The organism is Paenibacillus sp. JQZ6Y-1, assembly GCF_040719145.1.
Classification (GTDB): Bacteria; Bacillota; Bacilli; order Paenibacillales; family Paenibacillaceae; genus Saccharibacillus; species Saccharibacillus kandeliae.
In genome coordinates this window covers 296933-317293 of the sequence record NZ_JBFDUZ010000004.1, presented here as the reverse complement: position 1 = coordinate 317293, position 20361 = coordinate 296933, and the positions used below count along the sequence as shown (strand labels likewise).

20 protein-coding genes are annotated in these 20361 nt (G+C 49.4%); 8 read left to right on the top strand and 12 right to left on the bottom strand.

Going from position 1 to position 20361, the window contains the following annotated elements:
- Positions 1–106: 106 nt before the first annotated feature.
- The 7 genes from ABXR35_RS19835 to ABXR35_RS19805 are packed head-to-tail and all read right to left on the bottom strand — an operon-like array spanning position 107 to position 8230.
- Positions 107–1603, bottom strand: a complete 1497-nt coding sequence (locus ABXR35_RS19835; RefSeq protein WP_367063777.1) for a phytoene desaturase family protein — start codon at positions 1601–1603, stop codon at positions 107–109.
- Complete coding sequence (locus tag ABXR35_RS19830; RefSeq protein ID WP_367063776.1) at positions 1600–2880, bottom strand: glycosyltransferase family 2 protein; 1281 nt, start codon at positions 2878–2880, stop codon at positions 1600–1602. The genes ABXR35_RS19835 and ABXR35_RS19830 overlap by 4 nt, the downstream gene beginning before the upstream one ends.
- Complete coding sequence (locus tag ABXR35_RS19825; RefSeq protein WP_367063775.1) at positions 2840–3577, bottom strand: lysophospholipid acyltransferase family protein; 738 nt, start codon at positions 3575–3577, stop codon at positions 2840–2842. Before ABXR35_RS19825 ends, ABXR35_RS19830 begins: the two co-directional genes overlap by 41 nt.
- A complete protein-coding gene (locus tag ABXR35_RS19820) occupies positions 3561–4328 on the bottom strand; it encodes a carotenoid biosynthesis protein (protein ID WP_367063774.1) in 768 nt (255 codons plus the stop codon). Before ABXR35_RS19820 ends, ABXR35_RS19825 begins: the two co-directional genes overlap by 17 nt.
- Position 4329: 1 nt before the next feature.
- A complete protein-coding gene (locus ABXR35_RS19815) occupies positions 4330–5211 on the bottom strand; it encodes a phytoene/squalene synthase family protein (RefSeq protein ID WP_367063773.1) in 882 nt (293 codons plus the stop codon).
- A complete protein-coding gene (locus tag ABXR35_RS19810; RefSeq protein WP_367063772.1) occupies positions 5208–6683 on the bottom strand; it encodes a phytoene desaturase family protein in 1476 nt (491 codons plus the stop codon). Before ABXR35_RS19810 ends, ABXR35_RS19815 begins: the two co-directional genes overlap by 4 nt.
- Positions 6680–8230 carry a phytoene desaturase family protein gene (locus ABXR35_RS19805; protein ID WP_367063771.1) on the bottom strand — a complete coding sequence of 517 codons (1551 nt, stop codon included), beginning with the start codon at positions 8228–8230 and terminating at the stop codon, positions 6680–6682. Before ABXR35_RS19805 ends, ABXR35_RS19810 begins: the two co-directional genes overlap by 4 nt.
- Before the next feature lie 389 nt (positions 8231–8619).
- Here ABXR35_RS19805 and ABXR35_RS19800 point away from each other — a divergent pair, with 389 nt between their 5' ends.
- From ABXR35_RS19800 to ABXR35_RS19780, 5 genes are all read left to right on the top strand, one after another.
- Positions 8620–10404 (top strand): phospholipase D family protein, encoded by a 1785-nt coding sequence (locus ABXR35_RS19800; RefSeq protein ID WP_367063770.1) that lies wholly within the window; start codon positions 8620–8622, stop codon positions 10402–10404.
- Positions 10405–10584: 180 nt separating this feature from the next.
- Positions 10585–11172, top strand: coding sequence for a TetR/AcrR family transcriptional regulator (locus ABXR35_RS19795; RefSeq protein WP_367063769.1), 588 nt, complete (start codon positions 10585–10587; stop codon positions 11170–11172).
- Between the two features lie 125 nt (positions 11173–11297).
- A complete protein-coding gene (locus tag ABXR35_RS19790; protein ID WP_367063768.1) occupies positions 11298–11660 on the top strand; it encodes a DMT family transporter in 363 nt (120 codons plus the stop codon).
- The gene (locus ABXR35_RS19785; RefSeq protein ID WP_367063767.1) at positions 11648–11962 is read left to right on the top strand and encodes a DMT family transporter; all 315 of its coding nucleotides are present in this window, start codon (positions 11648–11650) and stop codon (positions 11960–11962) included. Before ABXR35_RS19790 ends, ABXR35_RS19785 begins: the two co-directional genes overlap by 13 nt.
- Before the next feature lie 109 nt (positions 11963–12071).
- Positions 12072–13025 carry a 1-phosphofructokinase family hexose kinase gene (locus ABXR35_RS19780; RefSeq protein WP_367063766.1) on the top strand — a complete coding sequence of 318 codons (954 nt, stop codon included), beginning with the start codon at positions 12072–12074 and terminating at the stop codon, positions 13023–13025.
- Positions 13026–13028: 3 nt separating this feature from the next.
- Here the strand turns inward: ABXR35_RS19780 and ABXR35_RS19775 are convergent, their stop codons facing one another.
- The 3 genes from ABXR35_RS19775 to mobA form a co-directional block, all read right to left on the bottom strand.
- Positions 13029–13238 carry a hypothetical protein gene (locus ABXR35_RS19775; RefSeq protein ID WP_367063765.1) on the bottom strand — a complete coding sequence of 70 codons (210 nt, stop codon included), beginning with the start codon at positions 13236–13238 and terminating at the stop codon, positions 13029–13031.
- A gap of 181 nt (positions 13239–13419) precedes the next feature.
- Positions 13420–14088 carry a TorD/DmsD family molecular chaperone gene (locus tag ABXR35_RS19770; protein WP_367063764.1) on the bottom strand — a complete coding sequence of 223 codons (669 nt, stop codon included), beginning with the start codon at positions 14086–14088 and terminating at the stop codon, positions 13420–13422.
- Positions 14089–14371: 283 nt separating this feature from the next.
- Entirely contained in the window at positions 14372–15061 is a 690-nt protein-coding gene (mobA, locus tag ABXR35_RS19765; protein ID WP_367063763.1) for a molybdenum cofactor guanylyltransferase, read from the bottom strand.
- A 386-nt stretch (positions 15062–15447) separates the two neighbouring features.
- On the opposite strand from mobA, the gene ABXR35_RS19760 reads away from it, so the two are divergent.
- Positions 15448–16647 carry an MFS transporter gene (locus ABXR35_RS19760; RefSeq protein ID WP_367063762.1) on the top strand — a complete coding sequence of 400 codons (1200 nt, stop codon included), beginning with the start codon at positions 15448–15450 and terminating at the stop codon, positions 16645–16647.
- A gap of 202 nt (positions 16648–16849) precedes the next feature.
- Here ABXR35_RS19760 and ABXR35_RS19755 read toward each other — a convergent pair whose 3' ends face one another.
- Positions 16850–18550: a glutamine--tRNA ligase/YqeY domain fusion protein gene (locus ABXR35_RS19755; RefSeq protein WP_367063761.1), complete on the bottom strand. Its 1701-nt coding sequence runs from the start codon at positions 18548–18550 to the stop codon at positions 16850–16852.
- Between the two features lie 230 nt (positions 18551–18780).
- Here ABXR35_RS19755 and ABXR35_RS19750 point away from each other — a divergent pair, with 230 nt between their 5' ends.
- Positions 18781–19038 carry a DUF2164 domain-containing protein gene (locus ABXR35_RS19750; protein WP_367063760.1) on the top strand — a complete coding sequence of 86 codons (258 nt, stop codon included), beginning with the start codon at positions 18781–18783 and terminating at the stop codon, positions 19036–19038.
- Between the two features lie 49 nt (positions 19039–19087).
- Complete coding sequence (locus ABXR35_RS19745; protein WP_367063759.1) at positions 19088–19636, top strand: GNAT family N-acetyltransferase; 549 nt, start codon at positions 19088–19090, stop codon at positions 19634–19636.
- Between the two features lie 103 nt (positions 19637–19739).
- Here the strand turns inward: ABXR35_RS19745 and ABXR35_RS19740 are convergent, their stop codons facing one another.
- On the bottom strand, positions 19740–20360 hold the full coding sequence (locus ABXR35_RS19740; protein ID WP_367063758.1) for a hypothetical protein: 621 nt from the start codon (positions 20358–20360) through the stop codon (positions 19740–19742).
- Position 20361 lies beyond the last annotated feature (1 nt).

Genomic DNA, 20361 nt, shown 5'->3' with positions numbered 1-20361 from the left:
AATGTGTGTATATCCGTCCATTGGACTGTTTTCCTGCCCGATCATTTCTTATATGCTTCACTATACCAGCAATTGCGCAGATTCCAAAGAGGATCATCCTTCACATTTACGAATGCTCGGCGATATGATGTGCAACCAGTTGACCGGACAACGTAACAATCGGCGTGCCGCCACCCGGATGTGTTGTACCGCCTACATACCATAGCCCCTGTACATCCTGACTGCGATTGCCCGGACGGAAAAAGGTCTGGCGTGCGCCATTCGACGAAATGCCGTAAATCGCGCCCTTGTGTGCATACGTATCACGCTGAATATCTGCTGGCGTATAATGCTGCCATACATCCGCTTGACGAATACCTTGCAGACCGTACTGTTCCAGCATACCAGCAATCTTCTGCCCATAGGCTTGCTGCTGCTCCTGCCAATTCCAACTGGTGGATGTGTACGGTGCATTGGCAAGAATGAACAGATTGCTACTACCCGCCGGTGCCATATCCGGCTCCGAATAGCACGAATGACAAAGGTACAGCGTTGGATCTGCCGGTGCCTTACGCTCAGCGAAAATATGCTGAAACTCCGGCTCATATTGCTCTGGGAAAAAGACCGTATGATGCAGCAGCTGCTCATATCGCTGCGGTACTCCCGCCAGCGTGACAAAACCGGATAGCGACGGCTCGTAGCTCTCTATTCGTCGATCACTGAGCGATGGACGCTGCTCCGGTTCCAGCAGCATTCGGCTCGTACTAAGCACATCACCATTAATAATGACGAGTGGCGCTTCATAATGACCATTATCCGTATCCACACCAGTTACTTTGCCGGACGTGGTAAGAATACGATTCACTTCCGTTCCCGTCTGAATGGTGATCCCAAGCTCAGTTGCCAGTTTTTCCATACCACGAATAATCTGGTGCGTCCCTCCACGGACACCATATACGCCATCATTCGCTTCCACATGCGCCAGCATCGCGAAGATCGCAGGCGCTGCATATGGGGATGCCCCTACATATGTGGCATAACGACCAAACATTTTTAACGTATGGGGATGGCGAAAATATCGTTGCAGCAGCTGTTGCAGTGTCGTCAGCGGACGCACACGCAGTAGACTTTTCCCCATACTCGGCGTGAGTTTATCCTTCCACGATAACAGCAATGTGTTCAGAAAACGTTTATCTGCTTCGCGATATAGCGCCTGCGCTTCTTGCAAAAACCGCTTATACTGCATCGCATCCTCTGGGCTGAATGCAGCAATTTGCTGTGCAGTCACATCGGCATCGCGACTCAGATCGACGGTATATCCATCCGCAAATACATTGCGGGTACGCGGCTCCAATTCGTACAGCTGCACATAATCGTCCATAGAACGCCCCGCCTGTTCAAATACGCTGCGGAACACATGTGGCATCGTAATCGTGCTTGGTCCACGGTCAAAATGATACCCGCCCATTTCTACGGCTTGCAGCTTGCCACCGATGGTGGTTTGCTTTTCCAATATGGTCACTTCGTACCCACGTGCAGCCAGCCCAATCGCGCATGATAATCCGCCAAATCCTGCTCCGATCACAATGACTTTGCGTGTAGTGGAAGATGTATTGATATTCATCCGTACGTCCTGCCTTTCCAGCTGTATCCTTTGCCATTCAAACTGCTAATCCACGAATCGAGCAAAATCAATATCATAAACAGCGCGCCCAGCGGCATCAAAACGCCCATCCAAAACGGCTTACCGCTGAATTGATCAATAATGCCTTTGGTAATCATACCGATCAGCATTGCCGCCACAGCCCAGCTCACTAGAACAGGCTGTGCCGTAAGGGTACCTACACCTAACGCAGCCAGCGGCACCAAAAACAACAATGTATACACACAGACAATGCCTAACACCAGCCAAGCATTACGCCCCGTGCCAACAAAAATATTTTTCTTGTAGCCTTCCCATACTTGCGCAGCATTGCGATACATGCGCGCAGACGTATGACGATGCACATCCGCTAGTGTCACCGGATCGCCGACGGATTTGACCGCTTTGGCAAGCTCCATATCCTCTACAATATGATTAGCGATGCGAGCATGACCACCTGTGCGCGCATAGCTATCTCGATGAATCATCAGCCATGCGCCTGTAACTGCGAGAAAAAACGTCCTAGGGCTGCGACGCACCATCATGATCGGCAGATGATACCCGATAATAAACGCCATCATCGGGACAACAATTCGCTCCAACCATGTGCCTGTATCCATGCGCGGAAAACCGCTGATTAGACCAGTTCCTTGCGAGCGCGCAGTAACCATCGCCGCTTCCAGCGCTTCCTTTTCCAATCGTACATCTGCATCGATAAATAGCCACCAGTCTCCCTGTGCATGCTTGGACAGCTGATGACAGGCGTACGACTTGCCCATCCACTCCTCTGGCAACGGTTTGCCTTGAAACAAGCGAATGCGATCATCGGTCTGCATCAGCGTGGTAATCTCCTGCTCGGTACGGTCTTCGGAATGATCGTTAATTACTAGAATCTCCAAACGCATCGTATCGGTACGACAATCTAGAACCGATTGCAGACACTCGCGAATATTGACCTCTTCATTGCGCGCCGGAATCAATACGGACAGCAGGGGCAATTCGTGACGGTCCATAGCAGACCTTGCATCGATAGACGTATCTGTCGACGTACGTATCTGCTCGTTGTCCCGTAAAGCGGACGACTTCGCATGCACCTGCTCCCACGATTGCCGTTTGACTGTATCGCCAAGTCGCGGCATTTGCCGTAAATTCCAGATTGTAAATACCAATTGGAAGCCCAACAGGATGGTAATGACTTGCAGCAGCAATTCCATAAACTCACCTTTTTCTCCACTGGCGGTATTGGTCGTATCGGTCATCGGTCGAGCGACGGGGCGGAATCAGATGACGCTCATCCAACATATGTCCATCCTGTCTCATCATCAAATCGCGGTGTATATCTAGCTGCGAAGTCAGTCGTTCTTCTAACAATGCCGAGCATTCGGCAGCACGTAGCGCATGCCAGTCTTCTTGCAGTGGCTCCCCAATATGAATGGATGCCTGCAAACGTGCATGCTGGAATAATCCGTAATACAACGTCACCGGAATCACCGGAATATGTACAGGTGCTTGCCGTAACAATAAATGAATGCCCGGGCGAAAGCCCAGCGGACGCGTATCCAGATGCTTCATCTCTCCCTGCGGAAAAATCCACACCCGACCGCCGTTTTGCAGCAATTGACCGCCATAGCGCATCGATTGCCGAATCTCACCCGGGCTGCTTTTATCAATCGAGAATGCACCCAATTTCCCGAAAAAAGCATACCGCTTCAACTGCCGCTCCTCCATCATCACATAATGATCGGCTTGCGACGCATGCCGAAAGGCATGATACAGCAGCAGCCCATCCCACCATGAGCTGTGATTCATCACATACACCGCCGGTTGCCCGGCAGGGATTACGTCTAATTCATTACCGCTCATGGCAAAGGATTGAAACTGACGACGTAGCAAATAACGATCATTGTACACTCTGAATATGCGATCAAATGCAGCCGATTTATGCGCGGCGATCATAACGGTAACTCCCTTCCGCCAGCAGTATACCGATCAGCGCAAATACAACTGATCCCGTAATCCCATGCTGCCATGCCAACAGACCGAACATAAACAAAATCGCCTGATACAGCCATACCGCTTGCCGTCGAATCCGCCGCGATAATGTCAGCAGCGGAATACTCAGCGACAACACACCTCCCACGACAAACCAAGCGACAAAGTTGCTCCACGGCACACCGTAAAAGCCACCACTGCCGCCCCAATGCCAGAAGCCGCGTGCATGAGCAACCGGATCAAGCACTAAATCGAGAATAATAATCCATACCCCAACCAGACAGGCTCTTATCAATTTGCCCATCCAGCCGCGCAAGCCCGGCACACTGGATAGCAGAATACCACCAGTGACAACGGCGATCCAAGCAAACCCAAGAGTCCACGGTACACCCCAAATTAGCGATCCCAGCGTATCGCTATAGGCGTACTGTCCAAACGGCCAACCGGTATGTACGCCCATCCATTCCAGCGCCATGCCGCCCAACCACATCAGAGCGGCAGCAGACAGCAGATGGCGCATGGAGATGTTCTTTTCACCACTGACTGACCAGTCGGACAGTGACGTTTGCACCGTGCTCTTACGAACTAGCGACAGCGCGTATAAGGCATAAAAGACAAGAAACAGTCCATTGGAAAAATCCAGTACCCGTGGTACACCTATCGTCAGCAGCAGCACTGCCCCGATGACATACCAGACCCAAAATATCCACGCCATCCTACGAAACCGCCGGGCGGTTTAGCATATCCATATTTACATCATGACGCTGAGCAATACCGATCAGCATCATCACTTTTTGCTCATCGCTCACAACCGCGCGTTGCGTAAACACGTCATACCGATTGTCTCGAATCACATCCATGATACCGGCATAGAAGGTCGCTGCCAGCTCCACAGTAAACGCACTGCGCTCTGGATACTCGTTCAGATCACCAAGCCCTGTCGCAAACCATTGCTCTGCGAGCAAACGCAATTCTTCCATCATATTCTCAAAATTGGCATTAATCACGCCATCTTCCCATTCCTGCTCGGTGTACCCGTGACGAGCCATCAATTCCAGCGGAATATAGCGGCGTCCCCGACGACGATCCTCGCCAATATCGCGCATAATATTCACGATCTGCATCGCTTTGCCTAGCGCAATACCGGAATGGCGAATAGTCTCGCTATGCTCCCCTTTTAATACCGGCAGCAGCATCTCGCCCACGGTACCCGCAACCAAATAACAATAATGCTCCAACTCACGCATCGTCGAATAGCGAGTAAAGGTCAGATCATACGTCTGCCCATCCATTTGCCGCTGAAATGGCGCTTTAGATAAGCCCGGAAACTCGTGGAACAACCAACGCAGTGAAGGCCAGATAAAGTGTCCATCTGCCAGCTCTAGCGCCGCAAAATGCGCCTGCAATTCGCGAATGCTGTACTGCGATTGCTCCGGCTCATCTACACTATCATCAATTAAACGACAAAAAGCATAAATTACATGCACCGCTTCTTTTTGCGGACTCGGTAGCCAGCTGAATGCGTAATAAAACGATGAGGAACCCTGACGAATCATCTCTTCGCAGCTTTTCAGATCCATTTCGGTTGCGTATTTCAAATTCCCAACTCCTTTAACATTTGCTGTGCAGCCATTCGTGCACCCTGCATGACAATCGGTACACCACCACCCGGATGGACGGAAGCACCTACCGCGTATAGACGTCGAATGGTCGGAAATGGACGAGGCTGCGGTCGATACACACCGGATTGACGGATAATCGGAGCAATCCCAAAGCTGCCACCGCCGTACAATCCACTTTGCAAAGCGTCTGCCGGTGTACGTACCTTCATCCAATCAATGGAAGCACGAAGATCGGTCCAGCCGCGTTGTTCTACATTGTTTAGTACCTGCTCCACCAGTGCCTCCGTATCTTGTTCCCATGCGATGCCTTCTGCATCGGTTACTGGAATCAGGAAATACAATACACTGCGTCCGGGCGGAGCCGCTTCATCGTCAAGCGCCGTCGGATTGAATACATATACTGACGGATGCGTTGGCAACTGCCGTTGTGTGAAGGTCTGTCGCAGACTTTGATTCAGATCATCCGGCAAAAAGAATTGATGTGTCAGCTTATCATCCCAGCGCCGATTCGTGCCTGCATAGATCAGCACACAACCAGATGACGGTTGGAATGGACGACGGCGTGGCTTGAGCGGCGGATGCGCATGCTCCAGCAGCTGATCAATCGCTGGAAAATCGCCATTGAACAGCACACTATCAAACGGCAATCGCTCTCCATCTGCCTGTACACCGATACATACACCATTGCGTACTTCGAGGCGCTCCACCGGACAATTCAGCCGGATATTCACACCGCGATTATGCAATTCCTCGCCGAGAATCCGTGGCAGCGCACCATATCCGCCTTTGAGCATCCAGATACCAAAGGCATGTTCTGCATACGGCAGCATCGTGTATAATCCCGGTGACTTCTCTGGGATACCACCGATATACAGACTTTGCAACGAATACGCTTCCCGCAGACGCGGATTACGGAAATACAATCCCGCAGCACTGCTCAGATTGCGATACGCGCGTAGACTACGCATCAAGCCCAGATTGCTACGCGAGAAGAACGAGCCTGCATTCGGAAAATCACGTTCCAAAAATGAAGCCTGTCCTCGCGGAAAGAGTGGCGTCATCTCACGCATAAAGCGCTCAAATCCAGCCCCTTCACCCGGAAACAGCCGTTCCACTTCCGCGGTCTGCTGCTCCGTCCCGCGATGCTTGGTCATCACGCGTCCATCGGTATAGTGAATCCGGTACAACGGATCACATTCCAGCAATGGCAGTCGGTCACGACTAATGCCTGCTTCCTCCATAATGCCATGCAGCATCTCTGGCAGCAATACAATTGTCGGTCCCTGATCAATCTGCATCCCATCCTGCTCTTCAAAAGCAATCCGACCACCCAGCCGGTTGCTTTGCTCGAAGATCGTCACGTCCACCCCACGCTGACTAAGCAGCAATGCGGTCGTTAATCCGCCGATTCCGCCGCCGACGATGGCGACCTTTTTCCGACGGCTCATGATGGCTCCGCTCCGGCAAGCACCTTGGCAGCATCCTGTGAATGGCTGTGGGTGACGCCATCTTGCTTGAAGATCAGTGCGGTACTAATGCGTGCAGATTCGAAGATTGTCGGCAAGCCGCTGCCCGGATGTGTACCGCCACCGACCAACCATACATTGTCCACTTCTTCAAATTGATTGTGCGGACGGAATGCCATCATTTGACCCAGATTGTGTGTCAAATTAAATACAGCGCCTTGATATACATCCAGCTGCTGTTCCCAATCCAGCGGTGTGAACAGCTTCAACTGCTCGATGCGACTACGTAGCCCTTGCAGCTGCGGAATCTGCTCCGCGCGGTTCAGCATCTGCTCCTGTACCTGCTCGCGTTTGGCTTCCCAATCCGTTTCGCCGCTTAGATTCGGGGTCGGCATCAGTAGATATAGCGCCGACTTACCCGCTGGTGCTAGCGTTGGATCAAGTCGCGACGGATTGTGCACGTATAAGGATGGATCGTCTGACAATGTTTTGAACTTGGTCACTTCATCCACGTATTGATGGTAATCATTCGAGAAATGGACGGAATGATGATCCAGATCCACCTCGCCATCAATTCCCAGATAGAGCATCGCAGCAGAACACGAATACGTTTTAGCCGCAACCTTCTCTGGTGCATATTTGCGCAGCACACCCGGCTCAAATAAGCGATTCATCGCAGTAGCGAAATCGGCATTGATCACGACATGATCTGCCATAACCTGCTGTCCATCATCCAGCAATACGCCAGTTGTCTTCCCATTCTCGGTCAGCACGCGTTGTACGCCTCTACTTGTATGTACGCGTCCACCATGTTCAGAGATCACCTTTGCCATCGCTTCGAATACGGCATGCACGCCGCCTTCTGGATGGAATAAACCATAACGATGCTCCAAATACGACAAAATAGTAAATGTACCCGGACAATCCCATGCCGACATCCCTAGATATTTGGACTGGAATGTAAATGCCTGCTTCAACCGCTCATCGGTAAAATACTTGGACAAGCGTCCATATACCGTATCGTTCAGATGCAGCTTCGGCAGCGCACGAATTACATCAGTACGCATATAATCCAGCAAGCCTGCAAACGGACGACGCAGCAGCGGCATCACTTTATCCAGCTTCACATCTTCCTCTTCCAAATAGCGATAATATCCGTCTTCATTACCGGGAAACAGCTTTGCAATCTGTGCTGCGGTATCCTCACGGTTACGCGAAGGCTTGAACACGGTATCACCAAAATGAAGACTATACAGCGGTGTAAGCTCCTGCATATTCACATAGTTGTGCAGTGAACGTCCCGATAGACTGAACAACTCTTCAATCAAATGCGGCATCATCAAAAAGGTCGCGCCACGGTCAAACCGATACGCGCCTAGCTCCAGCCTGCCGGATCGTCCGCCGACCACCGGCTGCTTCTCAAATACATCCACCTCGTACCCGTGACTGGCAAGCAGCATGGCTGCTGCAAGTCCGCCCGGTCCTGCTCCAACGATAACTGCTTTGCGGGTAGACTGAGTCGCTTTCATGACATTCCCCTTTTTCCGAATTAAGATCGTTTGGTATGGTGTGCAAAAGGCTAAAATTGCAACCATTTACCCATACGCTATATATAAACAGTTAACACCCCGTTTGAACACCTTGTCCAGCACGCTGTCACACATATTCCACAATTCTCATCGATCCGCATAACATGCGAAACACATAAATACTTGTTCATACAAGTATTTGCTCCGTTTATCATAGTTTTGCTTGCTTTTTGATCCATATCATACCTATTCTATATCCTCATAATTTGCTAACTATCTATTGATTGCGTCAAATCTGCGGCTTTGTTGTTATATGGTTAGATAGGATGGATATGCACCGGATTCCTTTGCATTGCCACCCCCTTATATTGAAAGGAGTCTGTATCCACATGAGCGCATTCCCGGAAAATACATCCCCCGTGCACAGTTCACGCTCTAGCCGCCACAAAAATCAACCGAAACGGCGCAGCGGCTGGCGACTCTCAACCGTCCGCATCTTGCTTGGTCTGTTGGTGCTGTGGCTGATTGCTGTCATGATCTACCAAACAAACAAGCCATTGCCCGCAGGCGTGTCTTATGAAAGCCCTGTGTACAGCGTGGATCATGTGAATTTCTATTACGATCTCACCTATCCCGCCGCTGGATCAGGCGACCGATTTACCCAAAAAAGGCATATTTATGAGCGTGTGCTCAAGATGATCGACGAAGCGAACCAATACGTCGTCATCGATATGTTTCTGTTCAACAACTATGTACATAACGGTCAGAAGTACCCCTCGCTCAGCGAAGGGCTGGCGAACAAGCTGATCCAGCGTAAAAAGGAGAAGCCGGACATGCAAATGGTGTTCATTACGGATGAAGTGAATACTGATTACAATTCCACTCCGAATCCATTGCTGGAACAATTAAAGCAAGCGGGCATCAGCGTCGTGATGACCGATGTCGACCCGTTGCGCGATTCAACGCCAGTGTATTCGGCAGTATGGCGTACCTTTTTCCAATGGTTCGGTCAAGAAGGTAAAGGCACGATTCCCAATGCGATGGCAACATCCGGTCCCGATATGACCTTCCGTTCGTATCTGAAGCTAATCAATGTCAAAGCGAATCATCGCAAAGCGATCATTACCGACCGCAGCGCGATGGTATCGACGGGCAATATTCATGATGCCAGCGCGTACAATTCCAACGTGGCATTTGAAGTACAAGGTCCAATCATCGGCGAATTGCTCAAATCGGAACAGGCGGTCATCAATCTGTCCGGTAGTGATATCAAATTACCGACCTATAACGGCAGCACCACAGCAGCCGACAATCAAGGAACAGGTGATACCTCGTCGAACACCTTATCCACCAATTCGGCAGTTGCCAGCAATCCATCGACAGGCAATGCGGATGGCACAGCGGTCGCGGCAGCAAGCAATACTGGCTCTACAGCCAGCGCCGCAACCACTTCAACCGCTTCTGCATCCGGCTCAAGCAATGGCAGCAGTACCGGTCAGAATGGCAGTACGCTTGATCCACCCACCGATGACTCCGGTGATACGAGCGGTACATCCGCCGATGGGACAGGCAGCGGTCCGATTCAGCTGCGATATGTAACCGAAGGCAAAGTGTACGACCGTCTGCTAGAAGCAATTCGTTCTACCGAAAAGGGCGATACCCTCTGGATGGGCATGTTCTACCTCGCCGACAAGCAGGTCACTAGCGAGCTGCTGAATGCGTCGCAGCGCGGCGTCCATATTCAACTCATTCTCGATCCGAACCAGAATGCGTTTGGACAGGATAAAATCGGGATTCCTAACCGTCCCGTAGCTGCCGAGCTAAACGAGAAATCCGGTGGTAATATCGGCATTCGCTGGTACAATACGACGGACGAGCAATACCATACCAAGCTGATGTATATTGATTCCGCCAAAAGCGACGATCTGATCATCGGCGGTTCATCCAACTTCACTCCACGTAATCTCAAGGATTACAATTTGGAAAATGATCTCTGGATTTCCGCTCCAGGCGACGATCCGTTGATGCGCGAAGTAAACAGCTATTTCAATATGCTGTGGAACAATGATGGCGAACAATACACCGTACCGCTTAGCGATTATCAGGAAGACACCACTTGGCTCAAAGACATCGCGTATCGCCTACAGCTCATTCTGGGCTTTACAACCTTTTAATATTCTAACGAATACGTTGCACTTCAAATCTATTAATACCCAAGCAGGCTCTCCTACACAGACAATGTAGCAGAGCCTGCTTTTCTATTGCCCATAGTTCTTTTCCATACCCGTTTGACATCCCGAATTTGGGGTGATACTATTTTAACTAACGACCGTTAGGTAGGTGATATTGTGAATGTGAAAAGTCAATTGCTCAATATCGGATTGTCCCATTTTGCCCGTGATGGATACGAAGGAGCTTCCCTTGCCAAAATTGCTACGGAAGCTGGAATCAAAAAGCCGTCGATCTACGCGCATTTTGACAGCAAAGCCGATCTGTTTTACAAGGTGCTAAAACGAGCAGCGCGCGTACAGCAGCATTCTATTATGCGCTATATATTGGAGCATCGGCAGGACACGCTGGAGCAACAGCTGCATGGACTGCTTCATCATATTTTGGAGTTGTATCATACCGACGATACGATCAAATTCGTCGTACGCATGTCTTTTTTCCCGCCACAGGCATTGGAGCAGCAGGTGTTCCCATTAATCTATACCATGCTGGATGAGCTGGAACGTCATCTAATCAAGCTGTTTCATTATCAATTGCAGCAGGAGCAGGATACGTTGAAGCTGATCGTCACGGTGGAACAAGCGGCGCGCGCTTATATGACGTGTGCGGATGGCATCGTGATCGACATGCTGTATGGGCAGGATCAGCGCTCTATTCAGCGACTGGAGACGATCTGGCCCATCTACTGGCGCGGCATTATCGACCAGTCCTGATCGTTGGAATCGCCACGTTCGGAAACGATCAAGATTTGGAAGACATCTACATTTACATCTGGTACAGATTAGAGATACAAGATTAGAGATACGAGATTAGAGATACAAAAGGAGTGAGCGCAATTATGAATCGCAACTGGTTATATGTATTGATCGGTGGTTTGATCGAGGTGGTCTGGGTATCCGGGCTGAAGCACGCTACGACACCGGGAGAATGGACACTGACAGCTGTCGGCATCGCCGCTAGCTTTTATCTTATTATTCAAGCATCCCGCCGTTTGCCAGTCGGCACGGTATACGCTGTATTTACTGGAATCGGAACCGGCGGCACGGTAGCGGCAGAGATGCTGATCTTCGGCGAACCGGTACAATGGACGAAGATCGGTCTGATCCTGCTGCTGATGGCGGGCGTGATCGGCTTGAAGCTGGTGACTGATAGTGATAGCAAAGAAACGGCAAAGGCAGGTGAAGCATCATGTACTGGCTGAGTCTGGTTGTTGCTGGCTGCTTTGAAATTCTTGGTGTGATTTGTATGAATCGACTCGTTCGGCAGCGTTCCTTACTGAATATATTGCTGATGATTCTGGCGTTTGGTGGCAGCTTTTCGTTTCTGACGCTTGCGATGAATGGCATCTCGATGGGTACCTCGTACGCGGTCTGGACAGGAATCGGAACGGTTGGCGGAGCAATTGTCGGCATGCTTATGTATAATGAAGCAAGAAGCGGATTGCGCATTCTGTTTATCGCCATGATCGTCACGTCAGCAGTGGGGTTAAAATTGATCTCCTGATGTTTGTCTTGTTCGGCAATTGCCCAATGAAACGAACGTGGTGACACAGACTGCGGTACCGATACGGCAATCCACTCGTCACTACACGTTTTTGAAGGAGTATGTACGCATGATTACAACGGTCACGCTTAATGCGGCGCTGGATATTGTCTATCAGGTATCCACGCTGCGTCCCGACACAGTACACCGCATCCCACACGGATTAATTCTGCCCGGCGGCAAAGGCGTTAACGCCGCGCGCATTATCCATCGGTTCGGCGAGCCGGTCACAGCAGCCGGATTCGCAGCCGGTCATAACGGATACCGACTGATCTCGCTATTGCAGGAGGAAGAGATTCCGGCGCGCTTTACCGAAGCCCAAGGCGAAACCCGGTTTGCCATTACGGTATTGGATCGGGAACAGAAGACACAGACCGAATTTATTGAGCAAGGGGTCAGCGTCAATGTGCAACAGCTGGATCGGGTTGAAGAAGCGATTGCCAATCTGGCATCCCATTCGCAGTGGGTGCTCTTTTCCGGCAGTATGCCCAATGGCTGCCCTCCTCCGCTATACGGACGGCTGATCGAGATTGCAAGGCGACATGGCGCGGCGACCGCGCTGGATACGAGTGGCGAAGCGCTGATGCACGGCATCAAGGCAGCTCCGTATCTGATCAAGCCCAATGAGCAGGAAGCATGTCAGTGGGCAGGCATCTCGCCTGATTCAGCAGATCGTCCCAAGCGCTTGCGTCAAGCGCTGACCGCGATGATGGATTATGGTGTGGAAATGCCGGTTATCTCGCTCGGTGCCGAAGGCGCGATTGCCGCCGAACGCTCGACAGGCAATTTCTATGAGGTTTCCGTACCGCAACTGTCCATCGTCAGCGCGCTCGGTAGCGGCGATGCGATGATGGCAGGCATGCTGGTATCCGCCAGTCGTGGCGGTTCTACCCGTGCTATGCTGCGATTGGGTGCCGCTTGCGGAAGTGCCTGTGCACTATACCCCGGAGCCGGTATACTGGATATGGAAGATGTGTACCGCATCGGCAATCATATCGACATACAACAATCCCCTGAAGCCTAAGGCTCAGGGGATTGTTGTGCGTGCGGGAAAGCGTACATCCATGAAGATCTCACCGGTCTGCATATCACTAACCACAAAATTGATCTCATGCGGCACCAGCTCCTTGCGTGCAAACTGTCTAGCCCAGTCCAACGATGGAAATTCCCTCTCCACTTCACACGATCGGACGACGATCTTTGGCAACATGCCTTTGTGCTCGTTCAAGGTGGTCAACCTCCCTTTACTACTCCATTGGACAATTCAGCTTCGCTTGACTCCGCTTTCCCGCTATTTATTGTATAAAAATAACATTTTATACAGTGATATTTCTATTACTTAATCTATATTACATCGTAGTGTATAAAGTCTGCGCTGTGGGAGATATCAAGCGCCCGTACGTCCATTCCTTGCCAAATTATTGAGCATAACGCAATTCGGCAGCATAATGGCGCAGGTCTTCCTGATCCTGCTCCAAATAAGCAAGCACCATATCTGCCCATTGTCCATACAGCGAATGGGTTGCCTGTTGTTGCAATTGCTGGCATAACGCCGGTACCCACGGCTGCAAATAATGCTCCATAAAGTCCAGCTGTGCTTGAATGACATTGATCTGCTCCAGCGTATTGCCTTCACTCTCCGCCAATCGTTCCGCCAGCAGCGACATAAATTCCAGCTCAATGCCGATATGATCATCCGTTTCCTGAGCAGTCTTTTTAAACGTAATACCTGCACGGGAATATACCGAGTTCAGCATCGCTTCATATTCACACGGTTCCTGACCAGCACGCACATATTGTGCTGCCCGAATTCCCAACGGTAATCCATGCTGCTCGATTAACTGCTCATATACACAGCACTGCTGATTCGCATCCTGAATGATATTGGCAAGGGGTGTATCGTCAAGCGTGAGCAGCAATGTGTGAGGACGAGCAGAGAGCTGTAACACCCGTCCCGCTTCCCGCCGCCATTCGATCAGCTTGGAAAGGGTAGGCTTGCGTTGCAGCATTTCACTCAATAAACGATACGTCATGACCCGGCTGTATAACCAATCTGTATGTGTCTTCACTTCTGCATTCACCGTCATGTCAATACACTCCTTGTGATTTTTTTCACTTAAAATATGATGTCATTTCAACTATGATTGCACTATTCCCTTTACGCCATGCCGTTGGTTAGGCAGGCAGGCTGTAACCTGTTGCAATTCTTAGGGATTTGGTTTTGGACTTGACTATATTGTAACCGATATCACAAAGTTTATGTTTGTTTTACACATACGTTCATACAATAGTCATCATTTTCCAAAGATTAACTGACAAAATCGTGTCTGATGTCATGATGTCACAAACAAAAGCCCTTACGACTCGCCTTTAGGAGTCGAACGGCTTGTTTAAAATATGCAGATGGCGTGCTTGCTCATATGCTTCTGGATCATTCATATTGTACAGACACCATTCTGTCAGATCGTTGCTCTCCTGTAGCTGTGGCGGCAGCCGTTTCAATACACCTTCCAGCGGCACCTCCATCAAATTATGCTGATCTACCCAATCCATCACCTTGAATTGTCTTTGCTGCAACGCCTCCGCCAGTGATGCACGCACACTATGATGATACACTCCATACAGCGGGTGCATACGATCATCATAGGATGGGATGACCACCTGCATAAGCGGAATATCCCCTTTCTGGAAATCGTAATCATACGCCTGATCCAGCAAATGCTCCAATAAACTCGTACTGGCAAATGGCAGATCACATGCACTCAGCACATACCATTCCGCATCCATCGCATTCATGCCTGCGTATAGACCCGACAACGGACCATGACCCGGAAACTCATCTGGCGCCATCGGCAAATGCAGAAATTCATACCCTCGATCCGATGCGGAAGCCAGACAGAGCTGACCCACACATGGCTCCACTGCCGCCTTTACCCGTTCGATGACCGTTTTGCCACCTATATTCAGTAGCGCCTTATCTCTCCCCATCCGTCTGGATTGTCCGCCAGCTAGTATAATGCCTGCGGTTATCGCTTTTCTGTCACTTCGCTGTGTGTTCATCGTATTCATCCTCTCTGCTGCGTATCTTCATCTGCGTTCTCTGTATTCTATGATCGATGGAAATGCCTAGCGGCTGCAAGCCGTTTTCATTCCAAGCCTGTGTAAAATAAGCTGCAATAGTTCTACATTTTCATAGCATGTAGTTACCAGCTGGATCGAAGCAGATACAATCTGCATGTTCATAAACACCGCGATCCGCATTCCATCTATAGCCATACTAGCGATCTAGCCTACATTTTGTGCCCGTTCAACTATGTTCACTCGCGCTACCATACATTGGGATTCACAAACTCGCCGATAGCCGCATTTTCATACAAAATCGTTTGTATCCCCTTACAACTAATGATACAGTAAATGCAATGTCCCATGGAAAGGATTGTCGCATTGTGGATTCATACCCTGCCAAATCTGCTTTTACCACACTTCGGTGGTATACCTTTTTTATTTACGGAACGATGGTGATCTTCACCAGCTTCTTTCAATTATATTTGCAGGATATTGGCATGACGCAAAGTGAAATCGGTGCATTGATGGCGATTGGACCTTTTGTATCGTTATTTGCCAACCCATTCTGGGGCTATCTGGGCGACCGGATGCAAAATGTGCGGCTTGTCTTGCTGCTCATGATGACTGGTACGCTGCTGCTCGTTCAGATCGTTTTTCATTTGAATGATTATGTTGTGATGTATATCGTGATGGCATGCTTCTTCTTTTTCCAAACGCCCATGTTTGCGCAATCCAGTACGCTCATTCTGAATTATATTGATGGCACGCCGTACAAATTCGGTGGATTTCGTCTGTACGGCTCGCTCGGTTGGGCGCTAACTGCCGTCTGTGCTGGACCGATCATTGATTATCTTGGTGTGCCACGCATCGGTAATGTGTTTACAATGCTGTTATTGGTAGCCATTGCGCTTATGTTGATGCTACCAGCGCAGGTTAAGCAGCCCGGCGGCGGTGCGTCATTGAATTTGACAGCATTGAAACAGATTGGCAGTAATTTGTATTTTATCGGCTTTATCGTGCTAGGTGTGCTCGTTTCGATTCCGAATATGATGAACAGTACGTTTATCTCTCTGTATGTAATCGAGCTGGGCGGCAGCAAAAGCATGGTCGGCTGGGCAGTGTTCGCATCCTCGATCTTTGAAGCGGCGCTGTTTCTGTTGTTCGACCGTTTTCTGAAGCGCAAAGTATCCTTTATGATCGGTTGGCTGGCGCTGGTCAGTCTGTTATTCACGCTACGCTGGCTGCTGATGGCAGAAGCGATTAGTCCGATGCAGGTTATTTTTATCCAGCTACTGCATGCCGTAACCTTTGGCGGATACTTCTATGTCGGTACACAATTGACGATGATGTTCGTACCCAATGCGTTCCGCAGCTCCGGGCAGGCATTGTATACGATGACATGGAGCGGTGTATCTGGCGTCGTTGCTGGTTTTCTCGGCGGCTGGTTGTTTCAGAATTTCGGCTCCGAGCAAATGTATCTGGCGGGTGTAGCACTATCGCTCATGGGTGCGATTGGCTTTGCCTTGATGTGGCTGAATATTCGGCGTACCGATTACCATTTGCCGGATGAAGAGATATGAGCATAGGAATGGACATGGCAGAAGAACGGTAAGCCAAGGAATCGATCATGAAGTGCATCTCTGTATATCCATCTAGTTATTTCATTACAAATACCAAAAAAGTCGCGATTTCCTTTATAGGAGTCGCGACTTTTTTGATAGTCTTAGCTGTACTGCTGCTATGCGAGATCTGTATTACTATTACGATAAACCCGTATTGTCATTACGCTTTTGGCAGTTTAAACGAACTCTTCATAGATACGACAAGGTTGAACACAGGATCGCCCGGCATGGTGTATTTCGGATCAGCACTGAAATAACCGTGACGGAAAAATTGATAGCGATCGTACCCTTGGGAATCTTTCAGACCCGGTTCCACAAAGCCATGAACGACTTCCAGCGAGTTCGGGTTGATGGAGTCGAGGAATGTCTTTTCTGGAATCTCATCGTTTCCACCAGCAGTCTCTTCCACCAGTTCTTCTTCCTCGGCTTTGATCAGCGGCTCGTACAGACGGAATTCCGCTGGTACGGCTTGTGTCGCTTCGACCCAGTGAATCGTGCCTTTCACTTTGCGACCAGTAAAGCCCGTGCCACTCTTCGTTTCAGGATCGTACGTACAATGAATCTCTGTCACATTGCCGTCGGCATCCTTAACGAAATCATTGCATTTAATGAAGTATGCGTGCTTCAGACGCACTTCATTGCCGGGATACAGACGATGATACTTGGCAGGCGGCTCTTCCATAAAGTCATCTTGCTCGATATAGATTTCGCGCGAGAACGGAATCTGACGGATACCCATCTCTTCGTTCTCTGGGTTATTTTCTGCATCCAGCATTTCCACTTGTCCTTCGGGATAGTTGGTAATGACGACTTTCAGCGGACGCAGTACACCCATCGTACGCGGTACTTTTAATTTCAAATCTTCACGGACAAAGTGATCCAGCATTTGCAGATCGACAATGCCTTGGCTTTTGGAAATCCCTGTCTCGAATACGAATGAGCGCAGCGCTTCCGGTGTGAAGCCACGACGGCGCAGACCGGAGATCGTTGGCATACGCGGATCATCCCAGCCGTCTACGATATTCTCGTCGACGAGAAGCTTCAGCTTACGCTTACTGGTCAGCGTTTGGGCTACATTTAAGCGACCGTATTCATATTGATGCGGCTCGGCATCCACATCACACTCGCGGATGACCCAGTCGTAAAATGGACGTTGGTCTTCAAACTCCACGGTACACAAGGAATGCGTAATATTCTCGTACGCGTCTTCCAACGGATGAGCAAAGGTGTACATCGGGTAGATGCACCATTTGTCGCCTGTGTTGTGATGCTCCAGATGAGCAATACGGTAAATAACCGGATCGCGCATATTGATGTTCGGCGAGGACATGTCGATCTTGGCGCGCAGCACTTTTTCCCCATTGCCGAATTTGCCGTCACGCATCTGGCGGAACAGCTCCATATTCTCTTCTACACTGCGATTACGGTACGGGCTGTCTTTGCCCGGCTCGGTCAGCGTACCACGATTTTCGCGGATTTGGTCAGCCGTTTGGTCGTCCACATAGGCAAGACCTTTGGTGATCAGCAGCTCAGCTTTTTCGTACATAAAGTCGAAGTAATCGGAAGCAAAATATTTGCCTTCCCATTCATAGCCCAGCCATTTTACATCTTCCTCGATGGAACGGACATACTCTTCGTCTTCCTTGGCAGGATTCGTATCGTCAAAGCGAAGATGCGTTTTGCCACCAAATTCGTCAGCCAGCGCAAAATTCACCCAGATGGCTTTGGCGTGACCGATATGCAGATAACCGTTTGGCTCCGGCGGGAAACGAGTCACAATCTTGTTCACTTTGCCGGACTTCAGGTCGTCGGTAATGATTGTTTTAATAAAGTTAGAAGGAGTCAAATTTGGGTTCTCCACACCTATCAACCTTTCATCGTTCAGTTTCTGTTCAATACATCCTATTATAACGGTTATACAGACTTAGGCAAGGATAAGCGGCTTTTTGCAGTCTCGCGAAACGGTTATGAAAACGTTATATTCCCAGCAAAAAGCCTTTTGACGAAGATCGGTGAATACGGTAGCATAGATGAATATCATCACTGAATGAATGACGTATTCACCATTATGGAATCCAAGGAGCGTGCATGATGAACCCAACCAAACTTTCCCGTGAAACCCGCGATACACTGATTGCCAACATACAACAATTTTTCGAAATGGAGCGTGGCGAAACGATTGGTGAGCTGGCAGCAGATGGCGTGCTGGACTTTGTGTTAAAAGAAATCGGTCCGCATGTGTACAATCAGGCGCTTGCCGATTGCCGTACACTGGTCAACGAACGGATGGCAGGTATGGAGGAAGACATCTATTCGTTAGAGCAGCGTACTTCTCTGCGCAAACGTTAATTCCAATCCAGTCTTTGCACTTTAGACGACGAAAGCGAGGAAGCAGGGCATGTTTACATACATTCTGGATGAAGAAATTGAATTACGACCGTTGGAGCCAGCGCACGCGCGTCACATTTATCAGTTAATCGACCAGTCGCGCAATCATCTACGGCAATGGTTGCCTTGGGTAGATGCCAATACGTCGGTCGAGGACAGCGAGAACTTTGTGCGCGCCAGTCTAACCCAAGCGATGGAAAATGGCGGCTTCAACGCTGGAATCTGGTATAAAAATCAGCTGGCAGGTGTGATTGGATTTCATGAAATCAACTGGAATCACCGTTCGGTCGGGATCGGCTACTGGCTAGGTGAGTCGTTTCAGGGAAATGGTCTGATCACATCAGCACTGCGAGCGATGCTGGATTATGCGATGCTAGAGCTGAATCTGCATCGGGTGGAGATTCGCTGCGCCACAGGCAACAAGCGTAGCCGTGCGGTACCGGAGCGACTTGGATTTATTTTGGAAGGCATTATTCGCGAAGCGGAGCTGCTGCCATCGGGGTATGTGGATCATGCAGTGTACGGGATGTTGCAACAGGAATGGAAGCTGAAGCGGTAAACAATCCTAGTGTTTATTAAAAACCCACATTCAAGCGATACACGCCTGAGTGTGGGTTTTTATATGTTTGATCCATAGGTACGCAGTGCTCAATCATACGTTCTTACTTCTCAGAAAAATCCAAACTTTTAGCAACCTGTAATAACAGTTTTTGATTCGTATCAAAGAATGTTTGAGGTACATCAGCGTAGAAATGATACGTTGCACCATCCTTGGACATGTACACCATATCATACATCATATGATTATTTTGCTTACCCGTTACAAGAAGGGCTTGTTTTCCATTGTCCAATATGACCTTTTTGCGCTTCATTCCTTTTTCTTGCTTATGATACGGATCTGATATTCCTTCTAAGTAGTTTGCACCGTATACTCGAATATCAACATCAGGATTATTGATATATAAGCTTTTACCATCGCCATTAAATGCCTCTTCGCCAGCTTTCCAACTCGCAGGATACTCAATAGAAAATCCAAATCTTTCATTTATATATTTCGCTAGCTTCTTATTCTGTTGACTTACCTGCTGCACTTGTTGTTTTTCAGTAGATGTTGATATTTGGTGAGTAGTAGAATGCACAGGATTGCTAGCATGGTTAGCTTGCAGCATTGTTGTCGAAGATGGCTGGCTGGTCGGTGCCTGTGCAGCTGGCGCTACGCTAGAGCAGGCGGAGCAGAGCATGATGGTAGCGATAGCCGTCCATGTGAGCAGTGTCTTTTTCATA